The organism is Natronospira elongata, from assembly GCF_034931365.1.
Taxonomy (GTDB): domain Bacteria; phylum Pseudomonadota; class Gammaproteobacteria; order Natronospirales; family Natronospiraceae; genus Natronospira; species Natronospira elongata.
The window spans coordinates 1-19,226 of sequence record NZ_JAYGII010000036.1 but is presented as its reverse complement, the minus strand read 5'-3'; the positions used below and the strand labels follow the sequence as shown (position 1 = coordinate 19,226).

At 59.0% G+C, this 19,226-nt stretch carries 12 protein-coding genes; 10 read left to right on the top strand and 2 right to left on the bottom strand.

Translation table 11 applies throughout. From position 1 onward, the window contains the following. From VCB98_RS11835 to VCB98_RS11805, 7 genes are all read left to right on the top strand, one after another. Positions 1 to 501 (top strand): hypothetical protein (locus VCB98_RS11835; RefSeq protein ID WP_346052794.1); only part of this gene is annotated, 501 nt, incomplete at its 5' end. A 389-nt stretch (positions 502 to 890) separates the two neighbouring features. After that, entirely contained in the window at positions 891 to 3,842 is a 2,952-nt protein-coding gene (locus VCB98_RS11830; protein ID WP_346052792.1) for a PEP/pyruvate-binding domain-containing protein, read from the top strand. 29 nt (positions 3,843 to 3,871) lie between these two features. Continuing rightward, on the top strand, positions 3,872 to 4,516 hold the full coding sequence (locus VCB98_RS11825) for a class I SAM-dependent methyltransferase (RefSeq protein WP_346052790.1): 645 nt from the start codon (positions 3,872 to 3,874) through the stop codon (positions 4,514 to 4,516). A gap of 31 nt (positions 4,517 to 4,547) precedes the next feature. Beyond that, entirely contained in the window at positions 4,548 to 5,174 is a 627-nt protein-coding gene (locus VCB98_RS11820; RefSeq protein ID WP_346052787.1) for a gamma-glutamyl-gamma-aminobutyrate hydrolase family protein, read from the top strand. Between the two features lie 9 nt (positions 5,175 to 5,183). Beyond that, complete coding sequence (locus VCB98_RS11815; RefSeq protein WP_346052785.1) at positions 5,184 to 5,960, top strand: phosphocholine cytidylyltransferase family protein; 777 nt, start codon at positions 5,184 to 5,186, stop codon at positions 5,958 to 5,960. Positions 5,961 to 6,000: 40 nt separating this feature from the next. Then, the gene (locus tag VCB98_RS11810) at positions 6,001 to 6,831 is read left to right on the top strand and encodes a class I SAM-dependent methyltransferase (RefSeq protein WP_346052783.1); all 831 of its coding nucleotides are present in this window, start codon (positions 6,001 to 6,003) and stop codon (positions 6,829 to 6,831) included. 12 nt (positions 6,832 to 6,843) lie between these two features. Next, entirely contained in the window at positions 6,844 to 9,732 is a 2,889-nt protein-coding gene (locus VCB98_RS11805) for a hypothetical protein (protein WP_346052781.1), read from the top strand. On the opposite strand, the gene VCB98_RS11800 is transcribed toward VCB98_RS11805, so the two are convergent. Further along, positions 9,725 to 10,828, bottom strand: coding sequence for a phosphotransferase (locus VCB98_RS11800; RefSeq protein ID WP_346052779.1), 1,104 nt, complete (start codon positions 10,826 to 10,828; stop codon positions 9,725 to 9,727). The two genes, VCB98_RS11805 and VCB98_RS11800, sit on opposite strands and share 8 nt — an antisense overlap. A 6-nt stretch (positions 10,829 to 10,834) precedes the next feature. Further along, entirely contained in the window at positions 10,835 to 13,384 is a 2,550-nt protein-coding gene (locus tag VCB98_RS11795) for a glycosyltransferase (protein WP_346052778.1), read from the bottom strand. Between the two features lie 297 nt (positions 13,385 to 13,681). Here VCB98_RS11795 and VCB98_RS11790 point away from each other — a divergent pair, with 297 nt between their 5' ends. The 3 genes from VCB98_RS11790 (at position 13,682) to VCB98_RS11780 (ending at position 18,618) form a co-directional block, all read left to right on the top strand. Further along, positions 13,682 to 15,433 (top strand): hypothetical protein, encoded by a 1,752-nt coding sequence (locus tag VCB98_RS11790; protein WP_346052776.1) that lies wholly within the window; start codon positions 13,682 to 13,684, stop codon positions 15,431 to 15,433. 64 nt (positions 15,434 to 15,497) lie between these two features. Then, positions 15,498 to 16,367 (top strand): hypothetical protein, encoded by an 870-nt coding sequence (locus VCB98_RS11785; RefSeq protein WP_346052774.1) that lies wholly within the window; start codon positions 15,498 to 15,500, stop codon positions 16,365 to 16,367. Further along, positions 16,360 to 18,618: an alginate lyase family protein gene (locus VCB98_RS11780; protein ID WP_346052772.1), complete on the top strand. Its 2,259-nt coding sequence runs from the start codon at positions 16,360 to 16,362 to the stop codon at positions 18,616 to 18,618. The genes VCB98_RS11785 and VCB98_RS11780 overlap by 8 nt, the downstream gene beginning before the upstream one ends. Positions 18,619 to 19,226 lie beyond the last annotated feature (608 nt).

Below are 19,226 nucleotides of genomic sequence, written 5' to 3'. Positions count from 1 at the left end.
GCGTTTAAGTTGATTGAGGCGCTTGCGGGTAAAGAGTTCGACTTGGAGCCAATGGCTGGAAAGGTCTGGTCGCGTAGATTCTTTGCTAATGTTGATGAGTATAAGGAGTATGTAAAATTCGGTAAAGCAAGGCCAGGGGAGAGGTTAGTCGCTGAAATAATCAAGCCCAGATCCAGAAAGGTGCTGTCGGAAGCGCAAGAGTTGCTTCCGTATCAGGATGAACAGTTCGCCCGAAGGCTAAGGCAGCTTGGCAAGCCGTATTTCTGGCAGCGCTTACCGGATACAATGCGTCTTGTCGAGTATTACGTCTCTGGCATGAGAGCCGACCATGATGTGTGGGATGTGCTTGATCGAGAAGCTATTACTTCCGTTTTATTGGGGGGGGTGGATTACATAGAATCTAGTAAAGATGCTAAAAACCTTCTCCGTCTTGCAGCCGGACTTGTTTGGTTGAATTGTGATGAGGTGAGGCACGAGGTAAATCGTGAAGTGTCTGTGTAGTCTTCTCAGTTGATCTCGAGATGAGGCAGTGATTTGTAGCTGAATGCCCTGATTGCGTAATGCATCATCGTAGATGGTCTTGGAATAAGAGATTGTGGGTCAGTAGAGTATAATTAACGTCAGGTGGGGTGGCACGGATTTTTCTGCGAAAAGGTAAGCGACGATTTGTTGGTCGGAGTATATTCTCGTTAGCGTGGTTTCGTTACTCTAAGGTGTGCAATTACAAAATGAATCGAAAGTCGACAGTTGGTGTGGACGAGGGTCAGAGTACTCGTTTGGCGTCAGGATTGCCGAAGTTAATAGTCCTCGGTGCCGGTAGGCCGTTTCGCGGCAAGCGGCATTCAGCGCTGCGGGGTGCCGCTGGTGAGGGAAGAGTACTCGATTGGCTGTTGCACGCGGTCGGTAAAATCCGGCCCGAAATCCATTTTGTCGGCGGGTATCAGATTGAGGAAATTGCGCGGCGTTATCCGGATTTCCATTATGTTGTCAATCCCGAGTGGGAAGATACCGGTGCGGCCGCTTCCCTACTTGCGGCGCCTCTCGGCGATGGCGTCGATCACTATGTCTCCTACACCGATATTCTTTTCCATGACACCGCGGTTCGGGAATTATCTGAGAGCGACGCGGATATCGTTGTCGCGTTAGATACGCACTGGCGCGCCCGTTTCGAGGGGCGAACGGATGAGGATCTGGCCCGCTGTGAGAAGGTGAACGTCCACGAGGGTCGAGTGACGCGCCTCGGGGCGGATATCGATCCAGATCTGGCTGATGCCGAATTTGTTGGCCTTGCGCGTTTGTCTGGGCCGGTTGCGGAGTTTCTCAAACGTGAGGCTGTTGATCTGTCGGCCCGTCTTCGTCGGGCGAACCTATCCCAGCTGATTGAGCTGTTGCGTACCCGAGGGTATTCAGTCGAGGCAGTGGATGTCGCTGGCGATTGGGCGGAGCTCAACGAAAGCCGCGACCTAGCGCATTTTGTGTTGGGCACGAAGGCTCAGACCCTGCAGCGGTTGCAGGGTTTGGTCAAGAAGAGTCGGATTGAAGACCAGGTTAGCTTTACCGTCGCGCGTTGGGAAGCGGATGCTGCTGACGTGTTCCGACGTATTGCTACTGCCTTTGATGGTCAAAAGCTGGTTGTTCGCAGCAGTGCCTTGTCCGAGGATGGTTTTGCTTCTGCGAATGCCGGTGCCTATACCAGTGTGTTGAATGTCGAGAGCAGCGACGCTGGTGCGCTCAGGGAGGCTATTGAGCAGGTCGTGGCCTCCTATCCGGATGGTAATCCTGCGAACCAGGTGCTGGTTCAGCCTATGGTGGGCGAAGTGGTGGCCAGTGGTGTGGCCTTTACGCGGACGCTTGCCTGTGGCGCGCCCTACTACGTGGTCAATTATGACGATGTGACTCGTAGTACAGAATCCATTACCAGCGGAGCGAGCCGGGAGCACAAGACGCTGGTTATCCATCGGAGTGCGAACGGAGTAGAGCAGCGGATTCCGGAGAACGTTCGCGGGCTGTTGCCGGCCATGCGGGAGATCGAGCAGCTGCTGGATTTTGACTCGCTCGATATTGAATTCGCGGTCAGTGATGGCGGGACCGTACATATCCTGCAGGTGCGCCCGATTGCGGTGGACCACGAGCAATGGGAGGTTTCTGACGAGGATGTGAGCGCGCTGGTTGAGACCGCCAGTGAGCGTTTTCGAGCCTTGCAGACGCCTTCGCCTTTTGTTGTCGGCAGTCGGGCCTTCTTTGGCGTGATGCCTGATTGGAATCCGGCCGAGATTATTGGAACCAAGCCGGGTCGGCTGGCGATGACGCTCTACCGCTATCTCATTATGGATGAGGTATGGGCAACCCAGCGGGCGGAGTATGGCTATCGCGATGTGCGACCTAATCCGCTGTTGGTGGCCTTTGCCGGCCACCCGTATGTGGATATCCGGGCCAGTTTTAACTCTTTCGTCCCGGCGGCGCTGGATGATGAGCTCGCCGGTCGCTTGGTGGATTTTTATCTGTCCTGGCTTGAGGCCAATCCGCACCTTCACGACAAGGTGGAGTTTGACGTTGTCCCAACCTGCTTTGGGCTAAATTTCGAGCGCTGGGAGAAGCGCCTGTCTGAGGAAGGCGGGTTCTCCGAGCAGGAAATCGCCAAGTTGCGTGATGCGCTTAAGGAAATAACTCGCAAGGCGCTGGAGCGTAATCCGCTTGATCTGGCCTCGGTGGATGAGCTGGAGGCGCGATTTGACCGGATCATGGCGGTGGAGATGCCGCCTCTGGAGCGGGCGGCGGTGCTGTTGGAGGACTGCCGTCGCTACGGGACGCTCGCCTTCTCGCATCTGGCTCGCAGCGCCTTTGTGGCGGTCACTCTGCTGAAAACGGCAGTCGAAACAGGCGTGATGGACAAGGCCGCCATGGATGCCTTCCTGAACTCCATTCGTACCGTGACCCACCAGTTTACGAGCGATGCGGCGGCCACGGCCGAGGGACGGATGGAATTGCAGGATTTCGTGGCCCGCTACGGGCATCTGCGCCCTGGTACCTACGATGCCACCTCGCCTAGCTACCACGAGGACCCGGAGCATTATCTACGGCCCATTGTGGAACGGGCTAAGGGGCGGGCACCAGAGCATGGCGATGATACCGCCTGGCGCGAGGCCAGAGGTGCGTTCGGCAAGGCCGTGGCCGAGGCCGGCCTGTCGGATGATGTGGAGGCGGTGGAGCGCTTCATGCGTGAGGCCATTGAAGGTCGGGAATACGCCAAGTTCGTGTTCACTCGCAATCTTTCCGCGGCGCTGGATTGCCTGGTGGAGTTTGGTGCGGAGCACGGTCTGGATCGTGAGGCCCTGGCCAATGTCCCGCTGGATGCCTTCTTTGCGCTCCGTACCGGCAGCGTGGTGACGCCGAACATCAGTGAGTGGCTCAAGAACCGCGCCGAGGACGGGGCTCGTCTGCGGCACATGGCGAGTGTCATCGAGCTGCCGCCGCTGCTCCTGAATGAAGGGGATCTTGAGGTCTTCATGTATCCCGGCAACCAGCCCAACTTCATCGGCAGCGGGCGGATCACCGCCGAGTGCGTGGATCTTGCCGAAACCGGCAGCCAGAAAGCGCCGGATCTGGCCGGAAAGATCGCCATGATTCCCCAGGCGGACCCCGGCTATGACTGGCTCTTCGGGCAGGATATTGCCGGGTTGATCACCATGTACGGTGGCGCCAACTCCCATATGGCGATTCGCTCGGCCGAGTTTGGCCTGCCGGCCGCGATTGGCGTGGGTGAGACTCTGTATGCCAGCCTGTCCGGCGCACAGGTACTCGAGCTGGATGCGGGTAACCGCCGAATCCAGGTGATTCGATAACGCCACTGTTGTATCCCCGGAGGATGCAGATGGAAAACTGGTATCCAGAGCGAATACTTGCTGGCGAATTTGGTGAGAAGTTCAATTCCACCACGATTAAGTTCATCGAGCAGCACAGTGGCCTGATGGATGTGCCGGACAAGAGCGTCCTGCGATTTGCCGAGATTGGAATCTGGAAGGGCGGCACATCCTATCAGCTTGCCCGTCTACTGAATGATAAGGGCGAGCTATACCTGTTTGATTATCAGGAAAAGGTGGATTTTGTCAGTCAACGCCTGGCGGAATCCGGATTCCGGAAAGTGCGTGGCTTTGGATCAAGTCAGCGTTATCTGGATTCTTATAATTGGGCACTCGGCCAACTGCTAGAGAATCATCCGTACCCAATTTTTGATTACGTGTATCTAGATGGCGCACATACATGGGCAGTGGACGCTCTAACGTTTTTCCTTGCAGACAAGCTTCTCAAACCGGGTGGTTTTTTCGATTTCGATGATTACGGGTGGCGTCTGAGAGGTTCTAGCCTGGATCCGGAAAAAGTGCCGGAAACGTCGGAGATGTATACTGACGAGCAAATTGATGCTAAGCAGGTCAAATTGATTGTAGAGCGATTGGTCCGACCGTCTGGAAGATATACAGAGGTGGTTAAGAACAAGATTTTCCGGAAGGATGGCTAGCCTTTCAGTATTGATCCCCATCAGGTAAACAATGATGCGCATCGGTGTGACACAACGGGTTGATGTCGTCAGCAGCTATGGCGAGCGACGGGATTGCCTCGATCAGCAGTGGGGAGGGTTACTCGAGCAGCTTGGCTTCCTGCTGGTGCCGGTGCCGAATGGGCTGAGTGAACCCGGTGCGTGGCTGAAGGCCATGGGCCTGGATGGCTTCATTCTATCCGGCGGCAATGATCTGGCCCATTTGCCGGATGCTTCCCGGCCTGCTCCCGAGCGGGATGCTACTGAGACTGCAATCCTCGACTATGCTCAGCAGCGGGAAATTCCGGTACTTGGTGTCTGCCGGGGCTTGCAGATGATGAACGTCTATCTCGGTGGGAGCCTGGTTCCCGTCGAGGGGCATGTGGCGAGCCGGCATTCGGTCACGCCGGTTGCGGGAGAGTCCTTGTTCTCGGCCTATTCCGAGGTCAACAGCTTCCATGACTGGGGCATTGCCCCGGAAGGTCTGGCTGAGACGCTGTTGCTGGGCGTGCGCTGCCAGGATGGCACTATCGAGGCAGCCCGTCACACCAGCCTCCCCTGGGCCTCCATCATGTGGCATCCCGAGCGGGAGAGCCCCTTTCTTGAGGCGGATCTCGAATTACTGCAAACGATTTTCTGAGGTGAATTGATGAAAGCCATTATTCTCGCGGCCGGGCAGGGTACCCGCTTGCGGCCTTATACCAATGACCGCCCGAAATGCATGGTGCCTCTGGCCGGTAAGCCCATGTTGCACCGTCAGCTGGAGGTGCTTCGCCGGGGCGGGGTTGAGGATATTACGCTGGTTGGTGGCTACAAGGCGGATAAGCTCGAAGCTTCGGATGTTTCTGTGATGACCAATCCCCGTTACGATCAGACCAATATGGTGGCCACCCTGTTCTGTGCTGCCGACTACATGCAGGCGGGCGAGGATCTGCTCATTTCCTACGGCGATATCGTCTTCGAAGACCGGGTGCTGAAAGCCGTACTGGATTGCGAAGGCGAAATTTGCCTGGGTGCGGACCGGGAGTGGCGCCGGTTGTGGGAGACCCGCATGGATGATCCGCTGTCCGATGCCGAGACCTTCAAGATGGAGGATGGCAATCGTGTGGTGGAGCTGGGCAAGAAGCCTCAGTCCTATGCCGATGCCGAGGCCCAGTATATGGGGCTGATTCGTATCCGAGGGGATCGTGTGGCGGATTTCAAGGCCGCCTATGAGGCCATGGATCGGGATGCGGAGTATGACGGCAAGGATTTTGACAATATGTACATGACCAGTTTCATCCAGCATCTGATTGATGCTGGCTGGGATACCCGGGCCGCGCTAGTGGAGAATGGTTGGCTTGAGGTCGATACGGCCGATGAGCTCAAGATATATGATGAGATGGCAGAAAACGGCCGCCTGCAGCGGTTTTGTGCGATTAGTTAAAATAGTTACTTAAGCCAGTCAATTTACAGGGAGTGCGTGTATGGCCGGTTTGTCTGGGAGAAAGGAAAATCGCCTGATAGAAGCCGCCAGGGCAGCTGCGGAGAAGGGGGATTGGCAGGAGGCTATATCTGTCTGGGAAAAGCTACTCAAAGAGAGTGAAGTTGACTCGCCTGTCGAGGCCTACCGTGGGATCAGCAAGGCTAAGCGCAAGCTCGGGCAATTGGGTCGTGTCGCGGAGGTAAGCAAGCGATTTGGTGACGTGCCCCATATGAATGAGAGCCGGGCGCACGTGATGACTGAGATCATTAGACAAAATCGTTGCCAGCGATTGCTCGAGCTGGGATTTGCCCATGGCAAGAGCAGCGCCTATATTGCCGCCTGCCTTGAGGATATTGGCGAAGGCCATTTGACGACCATCGACCTGGAAAAGGCCAGGAGCAGAGAGCCCAATATTGAACAGATGCTCGATAGTATGGGCCTCAGTCACCGGGTTGAGCCAATATTTGCCCAGAAATCCTATATCTGGGAGCTGACTCGTATGATCCAGGATGGTGCCGGGCCGCGATTTGACTTCTGTTATATCGACGGCGGTCACACCTGGGAAGTCACGGGGTTCGGATTCGTCTTGGTCGATATGCTGCTGGAGCCCGGTGGGATTGTGATTCTTGATGATATGGATTGGTGCCTGGCCAATTCGCCTGCGGCCAAGCGCAAGCCTGCGAAGCTGGCAAAACTATCTAATGATGAGAAAAACGCCAAAGGCGTGCGCATGACCTATGAGTTGCTTGCGCCGCAACTCGGCTATCGCCAGCTCGGTGAAAAGCCGGAGTTTGGTTTTGGTTGGGGATTGCTTCAGAAGCCCCGGCATTGATGCCCCGATGTGATGCTCAATAGACTCAAGCGCATTCTCCGCCAGTTGCTCCCCGAGCCTGTCTTTTTTCGGCTGCGCAGACTGTATCGCGCTGCCGTGGGTCGTTCGAATGTGTCCCTGAACAGTCAGCGTGGCCGAGACGAGCGTGATGCGCAGAGTCTCGCGCGCTACGGTGTGAGTCATCTCTCCGGAACAGTTCCTTCCCAACATGTTCGCGACCTCGATGCCATAGCAAGTGACGATTTCGGTGCGGCTGCCGAGTTGCTGGAGAAATGTCTCGATAGGGCGAATGAAGCCGGCGAACCAGAAAAAAATGCCAAGGTGTGGCTAGCGGCAGCGAAGGCTCGGCGACTGTCCGGCGACATAGGTGCGGGGATTGCATTGCTCGAGATGGCGTTCTCCGTCTGCGATTCCAAGGGGCTTGTTGCCGCGCGTCTCTTGTCCTATCAGGCCAGGGCGGAGGATTGGTTGTCCGTCGTGGATCGCCTGGACGATTTTTTGTCCATCCTTAACCCTGACCAGCAGGGCGTTTTTCTCCGCAAGCTGTCTGATCGATTTCTTCGCGCTTTTCGTCGAAAGAATGTGGCCAATGAAGTCGCCCGGCGACAGATCGCTGGGGTGCTTATTGAAGCGTTTAATGGGTGCGGCCATGACACAGATTCTGATGATCTGGTCCGGCTTATTGCGCTTGCGGAGTACAAGGAGGACGGGGCGGCTCTCGTTGAGTTTGGGCGAAGCCTGGAGGCGGCCGGTGGTCATTACATGGTCGAGGCCCGCCAGGCTGTTGGGGTGGGGCTGTACTGGCAAGGCAAGCAGAAAGCAGCAGCTGAGTACCTTCTCGGTATCCCGTCGTCTTCTCTTTCCCAGACGGGTAAGCGGGCTCGAAAGTTCGTCAAGCAGCACGCGCGGCTGACTGAAGCGGCCGATAAGGTCGAGCAAGCGGTGAAGACTCTGCGCGCCGGGCGGCTTGAAGATTCGAAATCCCTGATCTCCGAGGTCATTGGCTCGATTCATGCTCGGCTTGAAGGTGAGGGCTTGCCCAGGACAATCAGCGCTCTGGCGGGCAAAGCAGGCGATGCCGGGGGGTCGTTAGGGTCAGACCAAGGCCTTGAAAGGGTGCCGGTATTCTGCGCGGGCTTTCGCTGGTCGGGTGGTAGTGCGGTCTATGACTATCTCTGCGATCTCAAGCAGACGCGCGAGTTTTGGAAGAAGCCAAGGTTTGTCCAGGGAACAGCGTGCTCGATAGATCAGATTATTAGGGCAAGCCAGGAAGGCAGTGATGAACTCTCCGAGCTGGTGGAAGCCTTTGTTCTTCGGCATGTGATTGGCGTGGATCCGGCCGCGCGGAAGCCGAGAGACCAAGTAGAGGCCTATCAGCGGTCCCTACTCGCGCAGATCAAGGATAAAGGGGCGCTGGCGTCTCTGGAGCATCATCTTTCTGTCTTTGTAGCTGCCGTCAAGAAGCGGGCTATGTCTCCCGGTGCCTTTCCCCAGGCGGCCTTCGAAGCGCTGTTTCAGCATCTTCTGGATCTCGGTACGGATGGGGAAGCCGGGGCGGTATTGCTCGACAGCATGATTCGGGCCTCCGACGCCGAACTGCTTGAGTATTTCCCGCACGCAAGGCTGGTCGCCGTCACACGTGATCCGAGAGATATGTACGCGACGCATGTCGAACGTGGCGGGTGGCGGCGCGGCGTCGATGACTATATCAGCCGGCTGAAAGCAGATCTGAACCGGTTTGACGCGGCCCGGGAGCGATTTGGTGACCAGATCGAACTGGTGCGGTTTGAGCAGTTTGTGAAATCGGAACCGACCCGGAAGGCGCTCATTCAGCGGCTTGCCTTGGCCGACGGGAAGGCGACCGCCGGGGAGACCTTGAAAAGCTTTCGGCCTGAGGAGTCTCTGCAGAATATTGGTATCCACGGGCGCTTTTCGGACCAGGCAGCGATCCGGAAGATCGAAAAAGCCTTTCCCGAGCTCTGTCATCTGCCTGAAGGGGTCAAAGAACGAACGGTTTCAGTTTGCACCTTCAGCGCCATGGCGACGAAGCGCCAGCAGGACGGGGACATGGTGCTTTGCGGCAGCCCAGGGGATCCGGGCTGGAAAAAGCGACGGGAGATTACGGCACGCTTTCTGGCGGCGAAAGCCTATGACTTCTTTGGGCTGCAGCACTGTTACCTGGACCCCGGCAAGCCGACGGACGCGGCCGGTTGGTTCGAGCGTCGGCTGCGGGAGAAGGGCGTGGACTACGGGGTGATCAACCGCGCTCATGGGAAAAGGCCGGATCGCGGCGACTCTACGCCCCTGTTCTATCGCAAGGACCGATGGCGGCTGGATGAATCGGATTCCGGCTCTGTCGCGTATCGTTGTCCGGCGCCTGATCGGAGCGAGCCGGGTGGAGGCGGAACACTGTTCATTTATGGGCTTTTTCACGAGGTCGAGCCCGGCGGGGAATCCGTGTATGTCTATAACTTTCGCCTAAGAGATCAGCACACCAAGCGCAATGACGAGTATCGCGCGGAATGCCTGCGGGAGCTTTTTGCCCATATCGCCGACAGGCAGCATCCCGAGGCGCCGGTCATTCTGCTGGGGGACACCAACTGCAAGAAGCCGGGAAGCAAGGCGGACAAGCTGCTTCTGGGGCGTAGCCCATTTAGCGATGATGTCGATGGCGTGAGGCCAAAAGATGCCTACCTGGCAGTGCATCCGAATGCCCATGGAAAGGTGACCACGCAGCATAACTTCAAGCAGGCCGGTTCCATCGAGGGCAGTGAGCGAAATGACCGGGTGCTGTTCTTCGGCGAACTTGAGGTGATGAACTCAGAAATCCTGACCGTCAACGAGAACGGTCAGTACCCCTCCTATCATTATCCGGTCGAGGCGGTGTTTCGGCTCAGCTAGGGGTTTTGGCACCGACCAGGTCCAGCAGACGCTCGGACTTCTCAATAGCGAGCTGGAATGTCCGCAGATGCCTGGCGCTTTGCCACTTGGTGAATCGGAGGTAGCGGGCGCAGAAGTGAGCCCAGAGCGCCGTCTCGATCTCCTCATCCTTGCAGGCTGCGTTAACCAGCGCCTTTCGGTAGCGGTAGATGAGCGACTGAATGCGGTCGTCGGATCGTGTCAGAGAGTGAGGCGCCCAGCGGATCAGCGTGTGCAGGTCCGAGCCCAACGGCGCGATGGCGGCGTTGTCCCAGTCAATCAGGACGTGTTCCTTTCCGGGAAACAGGACGTTGCCCGGCCCGAGATCCTGGTGAGCGACAGACCAGGGAAGTTGCTGGAGACCGCGTTTGACGGACTTCCAGTGGGTGGCCAGCGTTTCGATTGTCGCAATAGCCTGGGCCTGCTCTTCGTGTCCAAGCTCGGGGAAGGCTTCGGTCAATTCCGCCTCGCTCGGGATCTCGGGCGGGCGCAGCCACTCGGTTCGTTCCAGTTCGTGGCCTTTTGCCTTCCTGTTGGCGAGGTTGGCGTCATTGAATCGTGACAGACTGGTGACGATGTCCTTGGCTTCGGTTCGGTATCGGTCCTTCAGGCCTTTCTCGTCCTCGGCCCCGGGGGAGAGGTAGGGGAAAAGCAGAAAGCTGAAACTCGGATGGGCGATCAGGTAGAGGGGCGGGTTGATTGCCGCGCCTGCGTGCGGGTGGGCAATACGCCCGTGAAAATAGTCTAGCCAGAATCGGGCCTCCGGATCGTCCGCCGGCAGGCATTTCTCGATGAAACGGGCTTTTTGGTTCCGGTCGATGATCTGGCGCATGAAAAAGCTGCCACGACCGACCGCCATGGGGATGCCGTGATAGTCGCCGCCGGGATAGTCCCCGTGGATTTCCGCTTCCTCACCGTACTCACCGGTATTCTGCGGCGTGAACCATTCGGCCAGTCCTTCTACCAGTTCGTGATAGCGTTCGGGCTGGCCTCCGCGCTTGGCCGCTTTGGCCTCCTTGAGGGCGGCATCAAGACTCGACAGGCTTCTAGCAGGGCTTGGCTGGCCTTCAGCTTTCACGCAATGCTACTCCGTGTCTTCCAAAGTTTCGGCCATGGGGCGCGAGCTTGACTGCCCTTCAAGGCTGGTCATGAACTGGCGGAAGCGCCCGGGGAAGGCAGTGGGGCGGCATTCGCGTTCGGCGAACTCAATGCCCGCGTAGGCCTGGGCCAGGTATTTCTCCTTGTCGTTCCAGAGCGCTTCGATGACCTGCTTGACCTCTGCGGGTTCCGCGTAGACTGCGGCATCTCCGAAGCATTCTCGGAAGGAGGGCGAGCAGATGACCGGCACGCCCGCTGCCATTGCCTCGACGATGTTCCGGCCGAAGGCTTCGATGCTGTCCTCATGGATGAAGTGGAGGAAGAAATCGAGTTCGCGGACGAATTCCGTGGCCGGGACACCATCGAAGGGCAGAACGGTCCAGTTGTCGGGTCGTTCGCCGAGCTGCTGGAGAGCGGTGTCCGCGCCACCGAGCAGGCGCACGGGGAACGCTTCCCCGGCACAATAGGCACGCCGCGTGTCTTCGGCGTCGCCGGGCCACTTGGTCCACTGGTCGCGTGAATGACGGCCGACCACCGGTTGTGAACGCTGCTCGCCCCGCCAGGTCGGGGTAGCGGACCAGGCGGAGGTGTCGATCATCGGCAGCCAGTCTCCTTCGGACAGCTTCACCCGGGCCGGGTCTTCCTTCAGCAGTCGCCGGATCAGCGGCGAGATGGGGATCCAGACCGGGCGGCGACCAAACAGCTTCTTCAGCCGCTTGTTGACGAGCTTTGGCTCGTACATGTCGTTCGCGCCGCCGTGGACCCGCTGGGCGGATTGGTTGGCGATGACCGCCACATGGCGGGCGTTGATATCTGGATAGGCATCCATCTGCCACATGGCCACGGGCGGATGATGGATGAGCAGCAGCTCGCAATCGATTTCGTCGCCGTGAACGATGGGGATCACGGACTCTGACTGAACCAGCTCCGCAATTTTCTCGTTGCGGTCATGTTCATAGTGAAGCTCGTACCGGGGCCAGGAGAGCAGACCCACGGTCAGGCCCATGCGGCGGAAGGCACGAATGTATTCGATATTGCAGTGTGTCGTGCCTCCCGGTAGGCGGAAATCCGAGGCAAGGACGATATCGACGGCTGTCCGCGTGCCCTTCGGCTGGTAGCAAATGGGCGGAACCGGGAATGGCTCGGTCAGGGAACTGCGCTCGATCGTTGGCCTTTCTTCCCGATGCCAGTGCTGGGCCACTGCCATATATTCCTTGCGGGAGCCAAAGCGATTGGTCCAGATGCTGGTGGCCGAGGAGGCGGTCAGGTTCTTGCCGTCGTACAGGGAGACCGACAGGGGCACCTGCTTGTGGATCTTCTGGATGGCCTGGGCGCCATGATTGGCCCGCAGCCTTTCCACGAACTCGGCGTCCGCCGAGAACCGCACCGGGTCCCAGCCGCCCATTTCGAGAACCTGCTCTCGGGGTAGCATGAGCGCCGAGTAATCGTTGTGGACGACCGGCACATGGGGGCTGTCCAGGCGCGGCTGCGGGCGCAGGTCCGGATAGACGCGGACACGGAAGCTGAGGTTGGCCAGATAATCGCGGGATTCTCGCAGGGCTGTGACTTGTGCCTCGATCTTCTGAGGGTGTGCCCAGTCGTCGCTGTCGTTTACCACCACCAGATCGCCCGTGGCGGCCTGCAGGGCCGTGTTTCGGGCGGCGTAGGCGCCCTGGTTCTCCTCGTGGCGGATCGGCACGATCCGCCCGTCCTGCTTCGCCAGCGCCTTGATTCGCTTCCAGGTGCCGTCGCTGCCACAGTCCTCGACGACGACCACCTCCAGATTCTGCCAGCTTTGCTCCAGGATGCTGCGGATGGCGGTCTCGATGTAATCCTCGGCCTCGAAAGCGGCCATCAATACGCTGACCTTCTCCGGCATGCTGGCCGGTGTGGCCGGCTTGCTTTCGGTGGTGAGGTTGTCGAGTACCGGGCCCCGGTCGGGCTCGCGGAAGGCCAATGGCAGGAAACCGGTGGCCCGAAAGGGACGGTTCATCCACTCAAGCCATTGCTGATTCGCTTCCGCCGGGGCCATGACCCCCGCCTGCCCCATGGCCCGGCAGAGCCCAGCCATGCCCGCGCAGACATCCGGATCGTTTGGGTTGCCGAAGCGGGCAGATTTGTCGAGCAGGAAGTGTGCCTGCTCGAATTGGCCGAGCTCGATCAGGCAGTGGACTTCCAGGGTCCGGATGCCGCGGTTGCTGGCCAGCTTCGGGCTGGCGGTGCGGACCAGGCTCAGCCGTTCAACAGCGGTTTCATGGTCTTCCTTGGCGGCATAGTAGCGGGCGAGCGCACGGGCCGCCTGAACCGCTTCGGCGGGGGTGGCGTCGGTGCTCTTTCGGAGACGTTCCAGGTCCTCGACGGCGTAGCTGGCGTAGCCACCCCAGAGCTTGGATTCCAGGCGATCGGCGCGAAGCGCCCTCTGGGTGCCCGGATCGTGGATAGCAGGCGCGGATTTCTTGCGCTTGTGCTTGCGTTTCCGATAGTAGAGCAAGCGGTTGAGCAGACCTTCCAGTGACGATGGGAGTAGCCTCCGCACCCCCCTTTTTAGTGGTGTCGGGATCAGGCTAGCCAGGATTCGCAGGAATTTCGAGAAGATTGACATTTGCCCCTCAGATGTCTGTTTCGGCGCGCCTTGCAGAGCCTGGGTGCCCAATTTTGGCCGAATGCCCCGAAAACGGGCCATTGTACCTTGAAATTCAAGCATTTTCCGTGCCGCGTTCTTCAATCCGCTGCACTGGCAGTGGCTGAATCGTTACAATGGCGCCGGAGTCTGCTTGGCTTAAATGGATCGGGGCGAGGGCCCAATACCCTTTTCGACGTCGGGGAAGCCTGAATGGAACTGTTTGCATCTGCGGGCCAGGGAATTTCCTGGATCAATCGAGTAGTTGCTGCGTTTTTCCGGGTGCGGCCCGCGACCACTGCGGCGGTAGTGGTCTTCTCTGTCCTTTCCAAGATTACCCATTTGCTGGCCTTTTTCATCCCCCTTAAGGTCCTCTTGCTGATGGGAACGCCGGGCGTGCCCAGATACTTCCGGTTTTTTATTGAGCCGGAGGATCGACTGGCCTGGGCCATTGGTCTGTCCATCGGTGCGGTAGTTTGTTATGCGTTGAGCCTTGCCCTGGATGCTGCTGTGAAACGCCTGACAGAGGCGGGAAGCATGGAGGTTCTGCAGGGGGCCAATGAACTGGCGGTAGCCAGTAAGCAGCGGAAGGAAGCCCAGACCTACTATGCCCGTTTCTCGGAAGTCTATGCGGGAACCCTGTTTGCCGTGGCAGGCCTTGCCGTCATGGCCCTGGTTACCACGACGGCTTTTCTTGTTTTGCTTGTGTTGCTGCTGGCGCAGCTGTTGATGACTGCCCTTGTCTTGCGTCATGCCGATCCTGTGGAGCCGGGCGCATTTGCTCGTTTTATTCAGAAAGGGCTTTCGAATTACCTGACTCTGCTGGCTTCGATCAATTTTCTGACCTGTTTTTTTGTTCTGCTTGTGCCCCTGTTGCTTGGGCACGAGGCCAATATTCTATTCCTGATACTGTCCGTGCTGGTTCTGAGGCAATCATTGTCAAATGCCTCCTCCGCCATTCGAGATGGGGTGGATCTCATCAAGCAACGGCGTACCATTGACCCGCTCGTGTTTCGGGATGAGAAGGCAGAAAAAGCAGAGGCGGTTGAGCGTAAGGCGCTTCGGGAGCTTTTTCATAAGCAGGCACGTGAGTCGATGGCACGGGAGCGTCTTGGTCAGTCCCTGGGCAAGACGGTGGAAGTGGAGGCTCGCTGGGTTGATTCAACCATAAAGGGGGCGAATACCTTTACCCTGATCCTGCCGCAGAGCGAGGATGACGGGAAGAAACGGTATTTCCAACAACAGGTTTTTCCGTACAAGAAACTCCATTTTCTGGAGCATGAGGAATACCTTTTTGAGCAGGTTTCTCGCCGCGCACTATGGGCGCCCGAAGTTTATTCCCGTTACGAGGTAGGACAGTTTTCTGTACAGATCTGTGACTACGGCCTCGGCCGCCCCTTGACCGCAGACGAATGGAGTGAGCGATTTTCAACCATCCTGGGCAAGTTCTGGTCCATCGCACCTGAGCCCTCGCTGGTTTCCGCTTTCGAGACCTCTCGGCCGACACTACCGGATCGGCTGACCGAAGAATTCGTCCAGCGTGTCGGGGTTGCGGTGGATACCCAGGCTGAAATGCAAGACTTTGAATTGCTGGTAAGCCGGTTGGAGCAATTGCGCGAAAAACTACGGGCGGTTCCGCAACATTTCCATAATCCCGACCTTAATCGCAACAATGTAGCCCCAGACAGGGAGGGTAATCTCTTGGTCATGGCCTGGGGGCGTTGGTCAATTGAGCCTTTCGGAGCAGGGGCGCAGAAGGAGTTGAATAAAAAGACTGCCACGGAGGTGCTCTCGGCAGTGCGCGAACATCGAAAAGACCTAACTGATGAGATTGGACCGGACGATGTCATGCGAGTGGCTGATTGCGCAAAATTCGAGAAGCAGGTGAACGCTGGCATGTACAAGGCTGCATTGCGTATCGGTAGGAAAGTAGGGGAGAGTTTGGCGGATGACTTGGCGCGATAAAGATCCGGTGAACGTGCCAAGTGTTCTGCTTGTTTCTGGAATGGGATGGTCCGGGGCAAGTGCCGTGGTCGACTATCTAAAGGCCAGTGAAAAGGTGGTTCAGCCGGGAGGGTCGGAGCCCAAGGTTATCCAGGCCCTGCTCCGCGCTTATAGGAAAGTCAGGGCAGGCAAGCCCTTGTCACGTGGGGACTGGGACGATGCCATCGGTCAGATCTACGGGCGCGAGACCCGGGAACAGGGTGATCTTTACCGGAGAAAGCGTCGTCGTTTTCTAAAATCCATGGCGCTTCACCCGCGTGATTGGAAACGCGTTTCCAGGCCTCTCCGCGGAGCCTTGAATGAGCTGGCCGAGGCCCCGTCCGGCTTGCTGTCCATTGGGCGTTTCCGCGCGCTTAAGCGATACGAGGCCAGCCTTGAGACTGCCTTGAGTGAGCTGGCCCGTCTTATCGATCAAGGTGAGCGTGCTGTGCTTCTGGATAACCTCGGTCGCCTGGATCGCTTCGCGCCGCGCTGGGCAGGAATGATTCCAGGGAGTTTCCTCATCGGCGTCCACCGAGACCCCCGCGATCACTTGGCTGAACGCAGGCGGCAGGGTAGCCGTATCTCAGTTGAGCGGTATGTGGATGCCTATCGGCAAGCGCGAATTCCCAGGCGGGCCTATGCTCAGTCGGGCTTATCGATCAAGGGCCAATTTGCTCTGGTCAGGTTCGAGTCCTTTGTGTTGGACGTTGGGGCAAGGGAAGCTCTTTCCCGTGCAGTGGGCCTGCCGGAACTAGAGAGTCTGGGGGGGCTTGATCCGAGCCGCTCCGCAAAAAACATTGGAATCTGGCAGGAGTATCTCTCGGAATCGGAAGCCGACTATATTGTGCGCCGATTACCTTATGCGGTTGTTCGGGGCGAGGACTCGCCAGGTAAAGGCAAAATACATGGCTAAGCTCTGGGTTTGGGTTAAATCCGTCATCCGCCTCATTCCCGGTGCCGTCTGGCTCAAGCGGGCGATCTTCGGGCGTCCGCAGCCGCGGCGGGTCGAGATGAGCTTTCCCGAGTACCGGGGGCCGAAACCGGCCATGGCCGAGCGTTTTGCGCCGCTCGATGGCGATGAGCGCTTTGCCAAGGACAGCTTTGTGCTGTATCGGATCATCGGCAATGATCTGACCCCGCGTCATCGCAAGGGCCAGGCGCGGGAGAATCTGGCCTTTATCCTGGAGAACGAGCCGGCGCTGGCCGGCTGTGAGAAGCGCTTTGTGCTCAACCGCATCGTGGACCCGGCCGAGCGCGAGGCCCTGGTGGCGCTGCTGGAGCGTCACGGCATGCCGTGGATGGAGATTCCCTTCCGGGTGGAAGAGTATGCCGAGCTGGGCTGGGATATCGCGGGGGTGCCGCCCGAGTATGCGCCCTGGGGTGAGCGCTACCAGGAGTTGACCGAGGGCCAGCAGGGCCGGGTGGTGGCGCGGCTGTATCGGCACAAGAACAATTACGTCATGCACAACAACGGGGCGCGCAATGCGGCCCTGGAAGATGGCCGGGGCCGGGCCCGCTGGGTGCTGCCCTGGGACGGCAACTGCTTTGTCACCGAGTCCGCCTGGCAATCTCTGCGCGAGGGGGTGCTGGCCGAGCCGGACTGCCCCTACTTCATCGTGCCCATGGCGCGGGTAAGCGAGAACGCCCGCCTGTTGGCGGCGGATTTTGAGCCCGAGGCCAAGGAAGAGCCCCAGATCGTTTTCCATCACCGCGCGCCCGAGACCTTTGATGAGCGCTACTGCTATGGGCGGCGGCCGAAGGTGGAATGGCTGTGGCGCATGGGGGTGCCCGGGATATGGGACGAGTGGGGCGCCGAGCCCTGGGATTTCCCGATTCCGGACTATGCCGGGCAGGCCGGGCAGTTCCGCTACGCGGGCTGGGTGGCGCGGCTCAATTCCGGGCGGCCGGATCTTGAGCAGGACAACGCCGCCGTGGGCCGGGGCGTTGCCCGGGTGGCCGGGATTACCGCCCTGCTGGATCGGCTGGATGAAGCAGCTTTGGCGCCCCGGCTGGATCCGGCCCGACCGGTCCATGTGGACGGTGCGGCGCTGGCGGCGGCGGATGCGGGGCTGCAAAAGCAGCTGGTGCAGGATGCCGAGGCCGCCCTTGAGCGGGGGCCCTACTCGGTTGTGGACAAGACCGAGCTGCCGCCCAGCGGCAACAAGCACGACTACTGGCATCCGGCACCCTATTTCTGGCCCCACCCCCTGCGCATTCCCGGCATGCCCTATGTTCGCCGCGACGGCAAGCGGGTACCGGGCACGCGTCTCTACGAGCCCTCCAGTGATCGCTATGACCGCACCCGCCTGCAGCGGCTGTTTGATGACAGCTTCGTGCTCGCCCTGGCGCTGCTGCAGACCGGCGAGCGCCGTTATGGCGAGCATGCCGCCGAATTGCTGCGCCACTGGTTCCTGAAGCCGGAAACCGCCATGAACCCCCATCTCAATTACGCCCAGGTCCAGCGGGGGCATAACCAGAACCGGGGCAGCAAGAGCGGCGTGATCGAGATGAAGGATCTGTATTTCTATCTCGACGCGGTGCGGATCATCGAGGCCGAGGGTTTGTTGAGCAAGGCCGAGGGCGAGGCCTTCCGGGACTGGCTGAGCGAGTACCTGGACTGGCTGCTGGAAAGCGAGCAGGGCCGCGCCGAGCGCAGCTCCCGCAATAACCACGGCACCTGCTATGACCTGCAGGTGGGCTCCATCGCGCTGTTTCTGGGCGATGGCCTGCTGGCCCGCAATGTCTTTCGGGACAGCCGCCTGCGGCTGGTGGATCAGTTCGAGCCCGACGGCCGCCAGCCCCATGAGCTGGCGCGCACCATCAGCGCCCATTATTGCTGCTTCAATCTCCAGTGCTGGATCAATCTCGCCACCACGGCGGCGTCCATGGGCGAGGACCTGTGGAGCTTTGAGGGCCCGGACGGCCAGGGCCTCAAGCAAGGCATGCGCTGGCTGCTGCCCTATCTGGGCGAGACCTGGCCCTTCGAGCAGACCGACGAGTTCGACGCCGAACGCTTCTACCCCATCGCCCACGCCTGCCTGGACCGCTACGGCCCCGTCCCCGAGCTCAAACAGGACCGCCTCCCCCCCAAGGCCGCCATCAAGCCTCTGTACTTCCCCCACGACGGCATCCGGCCGTATTGGCAGATCGGTCGCACGGCGTAGGTAATCTGAGTGAAGAAGCCTTGGCAAACTTCGCGCTGTTTTTCCTGGATGTTTGCCTGGACCAAGTGCGTTTCATGCAAGAGTTGGTGCAACCTGAGCGATTGCGGGATCGTCTGTTGTATTGGGCTGGTGAGTCGGTTCGCCAAGGTCTTCTGCCGCCCAAATCTGAGCAGGTGTTGGAGGCCGTGCTCTACCGTGGGGAGCTCGCACGAGGCGATGTGGCTGGTTTGCTCGGAGTTGGTGAGCGTCAGGCGCGTCGCATTACGGGCAGTCTGCTTGAGCAGGGAATACTTTCGTCCACGAGCAGCCGCGCGCCTTTGCATTTGGCCTTCCCCGCCCGTCTCGCCCATCGCCTGACACCCGGGCTCTTCCCGGAACCGGTTGATGCCCCATGAGCGGCTTTGGGTTTTCCTCCAGTGGTTATTATGACCTCTGCTGGCAAGCTCGTGGTTAGCAGTTGGGGAAGTGAGAGCCTTCACGTTTTCTTCACGCCCATATTTGCACCCTGCCTTATTACTCAACTCGCAAAGGATATGCGCAAGCCATCTTTGTAATTCCCGCCGCCCTCGCTGAGAATTGGGCGCTCACCGGGGTTGTTCAGGAGAATT

Excerpts from the sequence above, each read along its gene's own strand:
- VCB98_RS11780 (WP_346052772.1), top strand. The coding sequence starts at position 16,360 with ATGGCTAAGCTCTGGGTTTGGGTTAAATCCGTCATCCGCCTCATTCCC.
- VCB98_RS11820 (WP_346052787.1), top strand. The coding sequence starts at position 4,548 with ATGATGCGCATCGGTGTGACACAACGGGTTGATGTCGTCAGCAGCTAT.
- VCB98_RS11790 (WP_346052776.1), top strand. The coding sequence starts at position 13,682 with ATGGAACTGTTTGCATCTGCGGGCCAGGGAATTTCCTGGATCAATCGA.
- VCB98_RS11810 (WP_346052783.1), top strand. The coding sequence starts at position 6,001 with ATGGCCGGTTTGTCTGGGAGAAAGGAAAATCGCCTGATAGAAGCCGCC.
- VCB98_RS11825 (WP_346052790.1), top strand. The coding sequence starts at position 3,872 with ATGGAAAACTGGTATCCAGAGCGAATACTTGCTGGCGAATTTGGTGAG.
- VCB98_RS11805 (WP_346052781.1), top strand. The coding sequence starts at position 6,844 with ATGCTCAATAGACTCAAGCGCATTCTCCGCCAGTTGCTCCCCGAGCCT.
- VCB98_RS11815 (WP_346052785.1), top strand. The coding sequence starts at position 5,184 with ATGAAAGCCATTATTCTCGCGGCCGGGCAGGGTACCCGCTTGCGGCCT.